General features: G+C 72.7%; 7 protein-coding genes and 1 pseudogene. 4 read left to right on the top strand and 4 right to left on the bottom strand.

Annotation, left to right across the window (positions count from 1 at the left end):
* Window positions 1-73: 73 nt before the first annotated feature.
* Window positions 74-649, bottom strand: a complete 576-nt coding sequence (locus ACIPW5_RS10930; RefSeq protein WP_401243327.1) for a hypothetical protein — start codon at window positions 647-649, stop codon at window positions 74-76.
* A 438-nt stretch (window positions 650-1087) separates the two neighbouring features.
* Between ACIPW5_RS10930 and ACIPW5_RS10925 the strand changes: the two genes are divergently transcribed.
* From ACIPW5_RS10925 to ACIPW5_RS10915, 3 genes and pseudogenes are all read left to right on the top strand, one after another.
* Window positions 1088-2026 (top strand): hypothetical protein, encoded by a 939-nt coding sequence (locus tag ACIPW5_RS10925; RefSeq protein ID WP_401243325.1) that lies wholly within the window; start codon window positions 1088-1090, stop codon window positions 2024-2026.
* A 528-nt stretch (window positions 2027-2554) separates the two neighbouring features.
* Entirely contained in the window at window positions 2555-3130 is a 576-nt protein-coding gene (locus ACIPW5_RS10920) for a hypothetical protein (protein ID WP_401243323.1), read from the top strand.
* A gap of 315 nt (window positions 3131-3445) precedes the next feature.
* A pseudogene (locus ACIPW5_RS10915) lies at window positions 3446-3532 on the top strand (glutamine synthetase); the annotation flags it as partial.
* Between the two features lie 57 nt (window positions 3533-3589).
* Here the strand turns inward: ACIPW5_RS10915 and ACIPW5_RS10910 are convergent.
* From ACIPW5_RS10910 to ACIPW5_RS10900, 3 genes are all read right to left on the bottom strand, one after another.
* On the bottom strand, window positions 3590-4279 hold the full coding sequence (locus tag ACIPW5_RS10910) for a hypothetical protein (protein WP_401243320.1): 690 nt from the start codon (window positions 4277-4279) through the stop codon (window positions 3590-3592).
* A gap of 56 nt (window positions 4280-4335) precedes the next feature.
* The gene (locus ACIPW5_RS10905; RefSeq protein WP_401243317.1) at window positions 4336-6414 is read right to left on the bottom strand and encodes a PIG-L family deacetylase; all 2079 of its coding nucleotides are present in this window, start codon (window positions 6412-6414) and stop codon (window positions 4336-4338) included.
* A 192-nt stretch (window positions 6415-6606) separates the two neighbouring features.
* Window positions 6607-9369: a PIG-L family deacetylase gene (locus ACIPW5_RS10900; protein WP_401243315.1), complete on the bottom strand. Its 2763-nt coding sequence runs from the start codon at window positions 9367-9369 to the stop codon at window positions 6607-6609.
* Window positions 9370-9562: 193 nt separating this feature from the next.
* On the opposite strand from ACIPW5_RS10900, the gene ACIPW5_RS10895 reads away from it, so the two are divergent.
* Window positions 9563-12550, top strand: a complete 2988-nt coding sequence (locus tag ACIPW5_RS10895; RefSeq protein ID WP_401243312.1) for a bifunctional [glutamine synthetase] adenylyltransferase/[glutamine synthetase]-adenylyl-L-tyrosine phosphorylase — start codon at window positions 9563-9565, stop codon at window positions 12548-12550.
* Window positions 12551-12673: the final 123 nt, after the last annotated feature.

Here is a 12673-nt window from a genome sequence, read left to right as displayed (position 1 = left end):
GCAGGTCAGAGCCCTATCGTGGCATGTGTGACGCTCCGGGCCGACGGTCGATGGCCGTCGGCCCGGAGTCGTCTCACTGGCCCTGGGCCGTCTGTGGGCCGTCCGACGTGGAACCCGAGGCCTTGTAGAGCCCGTCCAGGGCCTTCCGGGTCCGCCCCTCGCTGCTCGGCATGAGGTGAGTGTAGGTCCGGAGCGTGAAGCCGGGGTCGCCGTGGCCCAGGTATGTGCTGAGCGCCTTCACGTTCTCGCCGGCGTCCAGAAGCACCGAGGCGTAGAAGTGCCTCAGCGCGTGCATCCCGTGCTCACGCGCGGCCTGGTGACGCTCACCGGGCTTCGGCCCCTCGAGCACCTCGGCCGTGACGAGGGCGGGCTTCCACACGCGGGTGTTGAAGTCGGTTCGGCGAACTGTGCCGCCGCCGGCGAGCGAGAAGAGCAGCCGCTTCGTGACGAGTGGCCCGTCCGGCCTGAGCCAGGGGAGCGCGACGTCCACGGCCGGGAACTCCTCGCTGTGCCGCTTCAGAACGTGAGCGACACGGGCGGGCAGTGGTACATCCCGTTCCTTGCTCCGCTTCGGCGGCGAGAACACGAGATGCCCGTTGACCACCTTCACCTGGCAATCGACGTGCACCCATCCGGTCGCGTGGTTCACCGCGTTTTTGGTGAGTCCGAAGATCTCACCCTGTCGGAGAGGGATGATCGGGATCGCTGTCGTGGGGCGCCGGCCTGTTCGTGGACTGGCACGCCAGCGCGAACGGACTCGGCGCCCCTGACCTGGCAAAGGACGTGCGCCGCGCGGGGCTCCGGAGCGGTCTGCGGCAAGTACCCCCTGGATGTCTGACCCATCGGCGAAACTCGCCACGTGATACCTCTCCTGTTCCTGGGTTTCCTGGCAACCACGTTCTTAGCCTTCTCCCACGTACCGACCCGTACCGCGATCCTTCGCTGGGTAGAACGGCAACAGACGCGCATCCTTGGTTGGAGGCTCGACGCCGCTGCGAGGGGCTGCCGCCCGCTAATGGATGCGGTCGACGAAGTGCTTCCTAGGCCTCACGGTCAAGAGACGGACCGGCACCTGAGGTCGATCCACGTGGCGGTAATCCTGTGGCGCTACAACCAACAGGTGGCCGCTCCATTCGTGGTGCTCGGTGGGGTTGGCGCAGTCTGGTACGTGTGGAAGATCGGACAGGGTTGGTCCATCGGAGACAGCGAACTCCGAGTGCCCTACTTGGTGTCGGTGGTCGCGAAATGGGCGTATGGCACCGTCGTCTCGCTACCTGCCGAAGTGCGTGCTTGGGACACAGTGGATGACGTTGCGCGGACCCTGTTCCCCTTCGTTGTAGTGCTGTTCTTGAAGCCCATCGTTTCCACGATCGTTGCAGCGATACGGCTTCAGCCTGATGGCGATGCTCAGGGACATCGCACGCGTGGCCGCCCCCGGCCGCAAGGGACGTTGTCGAATGCCTGGGTTGTGACTGTCCTCCTGGTAACAGCGCTCGAGTGTCAGCGCGCTCGTCGTCTCTTGGTTGCTAGCGGTGGCTGGGCTGCTAGTACGGCGACAGTGTCGCTGCGTTCTGCGGAGCGCGCCATCTGGCGGATACAGGGCAGCAGCGAGAACGGCTTTCTTCGACTGCACCACCGTAGGTTCCTCAACGAGCACTTCGGTCAGGTGGTCGGAGCACTCCGCACGGCGGAGGTCAAGCAGAGTGTCGACCGGGCCGAAGCGTTGCATGAGATGACAAGGCTGCTGCTCAAGATCGCCTACCGGTGCGCAGAGGGCAGGGTTGGTCAGCTGCTTGACGAGCAAGACCTCACCGGGTCCGAGAAGGTTGTCCACCGGATGGGGCTACGGTTGCTGGCCGTAGGTGTGGTGGTCGTTGGCGTCATCGCCGCCGCGGTTGTTTTCGGGCTTCCTGAGGGAGCGATTGTCCCGCTTCTGCCGCTGCTCGTGATTGGAGCGGTGATGCTATTCCACCGAGGTAAGGGTCCCTCCCCAGAGCAGCTCCAGGATCTCGTCATCCCCCGGTGAACGCACGCGCCTCATCGGGCCTACCAGTGGGGTGGCGACCGCTGCGCGCGGAGGAGGCGATCACATCGCATGTTGCCCATCAGTGGGCCATCTGTGGGCCAAGAGGTCCCTCAGGATCGGCGCCAGTCGCCTCTGGCGCAGGTCATGGCCTATGCGGACGCGGTCTCCGGAACCCTCTTGAAAGCCGTCGCGATTCGGGCTGGTGAGGGTTTCCCTTCTTTATCAAGGGCGCTTCCGTCGCCCAAGGCGGGGTCACTCGCCTGTCGCCCCGGGCCTGCGCCCCGCTCGAGCCTGGGCCGCCTGCCGCGCGCCAATGGGCTGAGGGGCTTGCTTGATATGGGGTGCCCCTTCTCATCGGCTCGCTGACGGCCAGAGGCAGTACCTTCGGCAGGGGCACTCAGGCTCCGGAATGCCCGGGGCCAGTCGCGCGTCTGCTGCCCGGTCCCAGGCCAGTCCGTGGCTCGCGCCAGTCAAGATCGCCGGTAGTCGGGTCCGGCTCGCCGATCCCGATGCGTGAGAATTGCTCAGGTGAATGCAGAAGTCATAGCCGCAGTCGCGGCAGTCGGAGCAGCTACCGTGACTTGCCTCGGCGTGCCCGCCACGTACATACAGGCTCGAGCGGCACGCAGGGCTGCTGACAATGCAGTTGCTGCTGCACGGATCTCCGCCCAAGCCCTCCACTCCGAAGCTCGTCGTACGGCCCAGCGCGACGCGTACATCAGCCTCCTAGTCGCAGTCAACGACTTCCGGGATGCTGCCTGGAGACGCTCTCTGGCTCCGTCGATAAGCAACGTGTCAATAGAGGAAGCCTCGGACGCGATGGCTGACGCGCACTCAGCATTGCGGAAAGCCATCGCCGTCGTAAGCCTGGATGCGCACGAGACAGTTTTCACCGCGGCCAAGTTGATGGGCGAGTACGCCGAAGTGCTCTTCTACAGCTGTCAAACTGCGGAGGGCGAAGATGACGACGAGTCCATCTGGCATGTTCCCGGCCCTCAGGGGGACGAGCAAGTGTCATCCGACAGGGTGGAGGCGCTCTTCGAAGAGTCCCACCAGGCCTTCGTCGAGGCGGTCCGGGGATACCTGAATGCCGATGTCAGATGAGCGCGACACCTCATGTTGGGCAACTGTCTAGCTTCGGGAGGTCCGGGCCCACTGCAGCGGACGGGGCGTTGGCTCGTGGGCGCAGGTGCTCGGCGTGGCGAAGGCCTGTCGGAAAGCCACCACGTTTTGCTTCGAGAGAGGGGCGTACAGCATTCACGCACCGGCAACCACAGAAGCCCACTCTGACCCGTGGTGGCCTCTGGGCTGTCGGAGGGCGGCCGAGGGTGACTTTCAATGACCGATGACCGCCCCTCAGATGCTTGTTGGGGGCAGAGTGTGTGCAGGGGCCGCCTGGCGGGCTGGGGTGGGCATGACTTCCTCCGCAACAAGAAGCAGGAGTGGGAGGAGTACCGCAGCGAGGTCACCGCCTTCGAGCTCCGCAAGAACCTCCCCGTGCTGTAGCGGACGCTGCGCCCTGCCTGCGGGCCCCCGGTCGGTGACCGGGGGTCCGCAGGCGGTTCAGGGCTTGGCGCAGGTGAGGGTGAGGGTGGCGCTCTGGGCGTTCATGTTCGCCGAGGGGACGTGCAGGGTGACGAAGGCGTTCGGCGGGTTTCCGTTCACGGAGACGAACTCGGTCGCCAGGAGCACGGACGCGCCGGTGGTGCCGGGGGTGAAGACGGCCTTGCCCCGGCTGAGCACGTCGGGGCTGGAGGCGAAGGTCCAGAAGTAGGGGACCTCGCCGACGCCGGTGCCGGTGATCTTGCCGTCGAACAGGACCTTGCTGGGCTTCGTGCAGTCGACCACGGTGCCCTGCGCGGTGAGGGTGACCACCTCGACCTTCGTGACCTGCACCTTGCCCTGCTTGCCGCCGCCGTCGTGCTTCCCCCCGGGCGGGGTCAGGCAGCCGGTGCGCTTGCCCTTGCTGGTGACGCTGTACTTGCCGTAGCCGACGCCCTGCTGGTCCAGGGTGCCCTCGTCGCCGACCCGGGTGCGCCGGCTGGTGTGCGGGCCGTTGATCGTGACGGACTGGTTCGGCTCGAAGCCCTCCAGGACCAGGGTGTACGGGCCGCCCCCGCCCTCCCCGGACGCGACCAGCTCGCACGAGGCGGCGGGCCGTGGGGCCGCGGGCGCCGGGGAGGCGAAGGCGACGGCGGCCGAGGAGAGGAGGAGCGGTGCCGCGAGGAGCGTGAGGTGGCGGTGCCGGATCATCGTGCTGCCCTCCGGGACGGGTAGGCCCCCGATGCTCCTCCCAGGATATCGGCGGGTCAGGCGGGCGGCTGGAGGACCGCCGGGTGCCAGGTGGGGGCGGGGCCGGCGGGGCGGCCGGCCGTGGTGTGGAGCCGGGCGTCCAGGCCCAGGACCGTCGTCGTCGTGGTGCCGGACGGGTCGAGCACCGCCGACGGGGCCCCCGCGAACAGCATCCGGGACTCCGTCCAGGCGGGCGGCCCGCCCAGGGTGGTCGCGGCGACCGTGCCGGAGTCCGCGCGGCCCGTCACCGAGCGGCCCGCCACGCCGACCGCGCCGTAGCCCGCCCGGCCGCCGGACTCGGAGACGCTGGAGACCTGCGGGGCGCCCGGGCCCGCCGTGACCAGCGCGCTGCGCACCACCCCCGAGTCGGGGCGCCGGAAGTAGAGCCGTATCCCCGCGCCGTCCCGGGCCGCCGACAGGGGGACCGTGGTGGCGGGGAGCCCCGTCGGGTACGGGCCGGCGAGCGGGGCGCCGGCGGAGGGCTGCGTCCAGGCCAGGACGGACTTCGTGGTGGTGGCGTAGACGTGGCGCCGGCCCGCGGAGTCGACGAGCACGACCGGGTCGCTCTGCAGGTCCTCGCCGCCCGGCTGCTGCCAGTCGGTGAAGGCCCCCGACGGCTGCTGGACGCGGGCGCGCAGGGTGCGGCGGGTGTCGCGGAGGTAGACCGTGAGGCGGCCCTGGGCGTCGACGGCGGCGGCGGGGGCGCTGATGGCCGAGGTGCCGGGCTCGTCGGCCTGCTCGGGAGTGCCGAGCGACTGCCACGCCCCGAACGGGCCGTCGGGCGCGCTCTGGACGGCGTACACCACCTCGCGCCGGTAGCCGGCCGGCCCGGACCCGAGGGTGGTGCGGGTGGCGAGGACCGCGACCCGGCCGTCGGGGAAGCGGGCGGTCGTGGCGCCCGGGTCGATGCCGGTGCCGGGGAGCAGGGCGGGCCCGGTCCAGGTGCCGGCCCGGTCGCGGTTCCAGACCGCCATCCGGCCGTCCAGCGCGGCGAAGGCCCAGAGCCGGCCGGAGGTGCCCTCGGTGAGCCAGGAGGAGGTGTCGGCGCGGGCGTAGCGCAGCGACTGCGCCCAGTTGCGGCCGGTGGGGCTGCCCGCCACCTTGCGGTCGCCGCAGCCGGAGGGGGAGCCGCCGCAGTAGTCGGCCCGGTCCTGCCAGGCGTACGTCTTCAGGAAGCCGATCTTCGTGTCGGCGGTCTGCGGGTCGAGCGCGTGGGGGAGGGTGCCGTTGTGGTACCCGAGGTAGTTCTGGACCGAGAACCGCGGCCGGTCCGCGACCTGCTCGGCGTACAGGGCGGTGCCGGCCTGCACGAAGCGGGCGCCGTACATGTGGTCCTGGTGGTCGGTGTACTTCCCGGTGTCCGGGTACCGGCCCGGCGTCGGGTCCTGCATCCGTATCGTCGTCGGCCGGTACCGCTCCAGGATCCCGGCTATCGACCGGACCACCTGGTCCTTGGTGTACGAGAACTGCTGCCTGACCGGGGTGCCCGTGGTGAGCTGCGCCTCCAGCGCCGGTATCCGACCGTCCCACAGGCCGCGCAGGCTGTCCGGGTTGTCCGCGGCCGGGTTGCGGGCCTCGCGGAGCTGGAACCAGACCAGGTTGACCTGCGGGCGGGCGACGAGGACGTCGAGCTCGGCCTGGCCGCCGCCGGCCGTGGGTATGACCGTGCGCTTCCACGCGCTCGTGCGGTCCCCGGTGGCCATCTGGGCGTAGGCGGAGCGTATGCCGTTCTGCCGGGCCTCCGCGTACTGCGCCCGGTCGGCGGGCTGCTCCGGGTCCTTGGCCTCCCCGCCGCGCGCCTCGTTGCGGCCGTCGGCCTCGCCGGAGGTCAGGTAGGCCGTGGTGACGGGGATCCCGGCCAGCAGGGAGCGGCTGAGGTCGGGGTTCATGAAGAAGAGGTCGTCGTCGGGGTGGGCGACGATCTGGACGACCGTGCCGGAGGTGGTGCTGGCGGGCAGGGCCGCGGCCGGGTTCTTCCCCTCGCCGGTCTCGGCCGAGGTCTGCTGGCCGGAGGCGATGGAGAGGACGCCGGAGGCGCCCAGGGTCATCATGGGCAGCACGGCCGCGAGGAGGAAGCGGCGGCGGGAAAGGGGCATGGTCACGGCCTCTTGAGGTCGCTTCGGGCAGGAAGAACCGCTGTGCAGTCAGTGAGAGGCCAAATCGGGGGAGTTGGTTCACCGATTCCGCCGATGACGCACGCTTTTCCGAAAACGACCGGATGTGATTCTGCCCTGCCGGTGCCGTGACGGTGCCGAACCGCCCGGATGGTGGACCGGTGCCGGAGCCGGCTACGGCGCCGTGTTGCGCGGGCCCACCGGCTGCCAGGGCGCGAGGTGCGCGTCGGAGTCGTCCGCCGAGGAGGTGACGTACAGCCGCGCGTCCAGGCCGACGACGGCCAGGCTGACCAGGTTCTTCCCGGTCATCGTGCTGGACGGGGCGCCGACGAACATCAGCGGCGAGCGCTGCCAGGCCCCGTCGGGGCCGACGTCCGAGCCCAGTTGTCCGCCCGCCGAACGGCCCGCCAGTACGTGCCCGCTCGCCGTCACCGGGCCGTAGCCCTGGAGCCCGCCCAGGTCGGTGAGGGCGTCCACCTTCAGCCTGCCGCCGGCCGTCACCAGCGCGGAGCGCACGTTGCCCGAGCCGGGCTTGCGGAACAGCAGCCGCACCCCTGCTTCGCGCCCCTGCGCCGTCAGCGGGAGCGTGGTGTCCGGCAGTCCGGTGGGAGTGGCCGGGCCCAGCGGGGCGCCGGGCTCCGGCTGGGCCCAGGCCGTCACCGTCTTCGTGGTCGCGGCGAAGACCATCCGTCGCCCGGCTCCGTCGGTCGCGGTGGCCGGGGTGCCGTGCAGGTCGGCGCCGCCGAGGGACTCCCACGGGCCCCACTCGCCGTCGGGGCGCTGGACGCGGCCGCGCAGGGTGGAGGCGCCGTCGCGCACGTACGCGGCGAGCGCCCCGGTGCCGTCGACCGACACGGCGGGCGCGCTGATGTCGGAGGTCCAGGCGTCGTCGGAGCCCTCCGGGGTGCCGAGGGACTGCCAGGGGCCGAACTCCGCGGAGCCGGGGGCCTGCTGGACCGCGTACACGACCTCGCGGAGGTAGTCGGCGGGCTTGTCGCCGAAGGAGGTGCGGGTGCCGAAGGCGGCGATCCGGCCGTCCTTGAGGGTGACGGTGGATATGCCCTGGTCCATCCCGGTTCCGGGGAGCAGGCTGGGGCCGGTCCAGTGGCCGATCAGGCCGGTGCGGTGCCAGACGGCGACCTGGCCGTCGAGGACCTTGAACGCCCACAGGCCGTGCTCGGCGTCGGAGGCGAGCCAGGAGGTGCTGGTGCCGCGCGCGTAGTTGATGGACTGCGTCCAGCGGTTGCCGGAGGGGTGGTCGGCGACCTTGAGGTCGCCGCAGCCGGCCTCGCTGCCGCAGTGGTTCTGCTTGTCGAGCCAGGCGTAGGTGTCCAGGATGTCCAGCTTCTCCTTGGCCTCGCCGGGGTCGAGGGCGCTGGGGAGCGAGCCGTTGAAGTAGCCGATGTAGTTCTGCACCGCGAAGTGCGGGCGGTCCTCGACCTCCTGCGCGTAGGCGGCGGTGGCCAGCTGGGCGAAGCGGGCGCCGTAGAAGTGGTCCTGGTGGTCGGTGTACCGCTTGGTGTCCTGGAAGCGGCCGGGGGTCGGGTCCTGGGCGCGGATGGTGGTGGGCCGGTAGCGCTCCAGGATGCCCTCGATCGTCCGGACGACCTGGTCCTTGGTGTACGTGAACCCCTGCCGGACGGGGGAGCCGGAGGCGAGCACCGACTCCAGGTGGGGGACCCGGCCGTCCCACAGGCCGCGGAGGCTGTCGGGGACGTCGGCGTAGACGTTGCCGGCCTCGCGCAGCTGGAGCCAGACGAGGTTGATCTCGGGCTTCGCGACGAGGACGTCCACCTCGGCCTGCCCGCCGCCCTTGGTCGGGATCACCGTGCGCTTCCAGGCGCTGCTGCGGTCGCCGGTGGCCATCTTGGCGTAGGCGGCGCGGATGCCGTTCTGGCGGGCCTCGGCGTAGGCGGGCTTGTCGGGGCGGGTGGAGGCCTGTGCGGCGGCGCCCGCGTTGATGCCGTCGGCTTCGCCGGAGGTGAGGTAGACGGAGGTGACGGGGTGGCCGGCGGTTATGGAGTACCGCAGGTCGGGGTTCATGAAGTACAGGTCGTCGTCGGGGTGGGCGACGATCTGGAGCACCCGGCCGGGGTCGGGGGCGTCCACGGCGGTGGCGGTGGTGGCCCGGGAATCGGCGGCGGTGGGCGCGTCGAGGCCGGCCAGGGCCTCGTTGCCCCGGAGCACGAGCATGCCGCCGGCGGCGGTGGCGGCGACGAGCCCGACGGCCTTGACGATCTTCCGGGCCACCGGATGCCGGGCGGCTGCGCCGGGGCTTCCGGCGACCCGGGCGGCCGCTCCCGGGGCGGGCGCGCGCCCCCCGGAGGGGCCGGACGCGCCCGTGCCGGTCGCGGGGCCCGCCGTACGGGGACCCGGTACGCGGGGCCCGTCGCCGGCCTCGGGGCCGGGCCCGCCCGGGGTCCCGGCACCGGTCGCGCGCGCGGCGGCCCGGGGACCGTCCGCCGGAGCGGGAACGGAAGCGTCGGCGGGAGCGTTCCCGCCCGGGGCGTCGTCCGGGCGGCTCCCGGCGGCTTCGGCCCCGGGGGCCGTGGACCGGGAGGCCGTGGACCGGGAGGGGGTCCGGGGTTCGGGGGAGTCCGGGGTCGCGGCGGCGCGGGGCCCGGCGGCGTCCTTGCCCGGGGCGTCGTCCGCGGGACTTCCCGCAGGGGGCGCCGGCGCGTCCGGGCCCGGAGTGTCGTCCGCGAGGCTCCCCGCAGGGGGCGCCGGTACGTCCTTGCCCGGGGCGTCGTCCGCGGGGCTCCCCGCAGGGGGTGCCGGCACGTCCGGGCCCGGCGCGTCCGGGCCCGGGGTGCCGTCCGCAGGGCTCCCCGCCGGGGGCTCGGCAGGGGTGCGGCGTTGCTCGGGGACGCGTGCAGGCCGGGTGGAGGGGGGCTCGGGGGAGGGGGGTGCGGCGGAGCCGGGGGGTCCGTCGGACATGGGGGCTCCTCGCGGCCGGTCGGGCGGGGACCGGGCCCCCTCGGGCATAGATCTAACAAGTAAGCAGATAATCCGATAATCCGCCTCATGATATCGGCCACGGTGCCCGGTGAGTCGAACGCCTGCTCCGGCTAGGCTCGCCCCAGGCCGGCGGCCGGACCAACCGGCAGCGACACACTCGGGAGGCGGCGGGATGACAGTCCCGGGACGCAGGAGCAGCACCTTCATCCGGCTGCTGCGCAGCGGGTTCACCGACCCCACGCACGCGGCCCGGCTCCTCGACGCCGACGCGCTGACCGCCGTACGCGCCGACCCGGTCCTCCTCGACGCCCTCGGCGCCACCGCCGACCCCGACCTCGCCCTGCACGGGCTGGTGCGCCTCGCGGAGGCCCAGTCCGCCGAGGAGCTGCCCCTGCTCCTCGACACCCTCGTCAGCGCCAAACCCCTGCGCGACCGGCTCCTCGGCGTGCTCGGCGCCTCCGAGGCCCTCGCCGACCACCTCGCCCGCCACCCCCGCGACTGGCAGGCCCTCGTCACCTACGAGGCCGCCGACCTGCACCCCGGCCTCGCCGAGTTCGAGCAGGGCCTCGCCGACGCCCACGACCCCGTCGCCCTGCGCGTCGCCTACCGCCGCTGCCTGCTCTCCATCGCGGCCCGCGACGTCTGCGGCACCACCGACGTCGCCCAGACCGCCGCCGAACTCGCCGACCTCGCGACCGCCACCCTCCGCGCGGCCCTGCGCATGGCGACCGCCGCCGCGCCCGACGACGCCGCACAGTGCCGCCTCGCCGTCATCGCCATGGGCAAGTGCGGGGGCAACGAGCTCAACTACGTCTCCGACGTCGACGTGATCTTCGTGGGGGAGTCCGTCGGCGGCGCCGAGGAGCACAAGGCGCTCCAGGCCGCCACCCGCCTCGCCTCCCACCTGATGCGGATCTGCTCCGAGACCACCGTCGAGGGCAGCATCTGGCCCGTCGACGCCAACCTCCGCCCCGAGGGCCGCAACGGCCCCCTCGTCCGCACCCTGGCCTCCCACATGGCCTACTACCAGCGCTGGGCCAAGACCTGGGAGTTCCAGGCCCTCCTCAAGGCCCGCGCCGTCGCCGGCGACCCCGACCTCGGCGCCGACTACGTCGCCGCGATAAGCCCCCTCGTCTGGCAGGCCGCCGAACGCGAGAACTTCGTCACCGACGTCCAGAAGATGCGCCGCCGCGTCGTCGACAACATCCCCGCCGCCCAGGTCGACCGGGAACTGAAACTCGGCCCCGGCGGCCTGCGCGACGTCGAGTTCGCCGTCCAGCTGCTCCAGCTCGTCCACGGCCGCAGCGACGCCACCCTGCACTCCGGCACCACCCTCGACGCCCTGCACGCCCTCGCCGCGGGCGGCTACGTCGGCCGTGCCGACGCCGCCCAACTGCACGACGCGTACCGCTTCCTGCGCGCCATGGAGCACCGCATCCAGCTCTACCGGCTGCGCCGCACCCACCTCGTCCCCGAGGACGAGGCCGACCTGCGGCGCCTCGGCCGCTCGCTGGGCCTGCGCACCGAACCCGTCGCCGAGCTCAACAAGGCCTGGCGCCGGCACGCCTCCGTCGTGCGCCGCCTCCACGAGAAGCTCTTCTACCGGCCGCTGCTCGACGCCGTCGCCCAGCTGTCCCCCGGCGAGACCCGGCTCTCCCCGCGCGCCGCCGGACAGCGGCTCGAAGCCCTCGGCTACGCCGACCCGGCCTCCGCCCTGCGCCACCTGGAGGCCCTCGCCTCCGGCGTCAGCCGCAAGGCCGCCATCCAGCGCACCCTGCTGCCCGTCCTCCTCGGCTGGTTCGCCGACTCCGCCGACCCGGACGCCGGACTGCTCGGCTTCCGCAAGGTCTCCGACGCCCTCGGCAAGACCCCCTGGTACCTGCGCCTGCTGCGCGATGAGGGCGCCGCCGCCGAGAACCTCGCCCGCGTCCTGTCCGCCGGACGACTCGCCCCCGACCTCCTGATGCGCGCCCCCGAGGCCGTCGCCCTGCTCGGCGACCCCGAAGGCCTCCAGCCCCGTACGCACGAGGCCCTCGAACAGGAGGTGCTCTCCGCCGTCGGCCGCGCCGACAGCGGGGAAGCCGCCGTCGCCGCCGCCCGCGGGGTCCGCCGCCGCGAGCTGTTCCGCACCTCCGCCGCCGACATCATCGCCTCCTACGGAACCGAGGACAGCCCCGCCGAGAAGGACTGCGGCGCCCTCGTCGACCGGGTCGGCGACGCCGTCTCCGACCTCACCGCCGCCACCATCGCCGGCGCCCTGCGCGCCGCCGTACGCGACCACTGGGGCGAGACCCTGCCCACCCGGTTCGCCGTCATCGGCGTCGGCCGCTTCGGCGGGCACGAGCTGGGCTACGGCTCCGACGCCGACGTGCTCTTCGTCCACGAACCCCGCGAGGGCGTCGACGAACAGGAGGCCGCCAAGGCCGCCCAGACGGTGATCGCCGAGATGCGCAGGCTGCTCCAGCTGCCCACCGCCGACCCGCCGCTCCTCATCGACGCCGACCTGCGCCCCGAGGGCCGCTCCGGGCCCCTCGTACGCACCCTGGCCTCCTACGCCGCCTACTACCGGCGCTGGTCCCTGACCTGGGAGAGCCAGGCCCTGCTGCGCGCCGAGCCGGTCGCCGGCGACCCGGACCTCGGCAGCCGCTTCATCGAGCTGATCGACCCGCTGCGCTACCCCGCCGGAGGCCTCGGCGAGGACGCGGTCCGCGAGATCCGGCGCCTCAAGGCCCGCATGGAGTCCGAACGCCTGCCGCGCGGCGCCGACCCCACGCTGCACACCAAACTCGGCCGCGGCGGGCTCAGCGACGTCGAGTGGACCGTCCAGCTGCTCCAGATGCGGCACGCCTGGGCCGAACCGGGCCTGCGCACCACCCGCACCCGCCGGGCCCTGGCCGCCGCCCGGACAGCCGGGCTGCTCCCGGCGGAGGAGGCGCAGATCCTGGACGAGGCCTGGGTCCTCGCCACCCGCGTCCGCAACGCCGTCATGCTGGTCCGCGGCCGCGCCGGGGACACCTTCCCCTCGGACGCCCGCGAACTGGCCGCCGTCGGCCGCTACCTGGGCTACCCGGAGGGCAGGGTCGGCGAGATGCTGGACGACTACCGCCGCACCACCCGCCGCGCCCGCGCCGTGGTGGACGAGCTGTTCTACGGGGCGTAGGCCGGCCGGCCCCTGACCGGGGCCGGCCGGCCGCGGGCGGGGCCCCCCCCCGCCCCCCCCCCCGCCCCCCCCCGCCGGCGGGGGGGGGGGCCGGGGGCGCCCGTGCCGGGGGCGCCCCGGGAC

The organism is Streptomyces sp. NPDC090077 (assembly GCF_044747545.1).
Lineage (GTDB): Bacteria > Actinomycetota > Actinomycetes > Streptomycetales > Streptomycetaceae > Streptomyces.
Note: the sequence above shows the minus strand (reverse complement) of the source record. Positions and strands in the feature narration are given on the sequence as shown.

What these genes read in the sequence shown, in the direction of transcription:
- ACIPW5_RS10905 (WP_401243317.1), bottom strand. Translation starts at nt 6,414, where the DNA reads ATGCCCCTTTCCCGCCGCCGCTTCCTCCTCGCGGCCGTGCTGCCCATG.
- ACIPW5_RS10895 (WP_401243312.1), top strand. Translation starts at nt 9,563, where the DNA reads ATGACAGTCCCGGGACGCAGGAGCAGCACCTTCATCCGGCTGCTGCGC.
- ACIPW5_RS10910 (WP_401243320.1), bottom strand. Translation starts at nt 4,279, where the DNA reads ATGATCCGGCACCGCCACCTCACGCTCCTCGCGGCACCGCTCCTCCTC.
- ACIPW5_RS10900 (WP_401243315.1), bottom strand. Translation starts at nt 9,369, where the DNA reads ATGTCCGACGGACCCCCCGGCTCCGCCGCACCCCCCTCCCCCGAGCCC.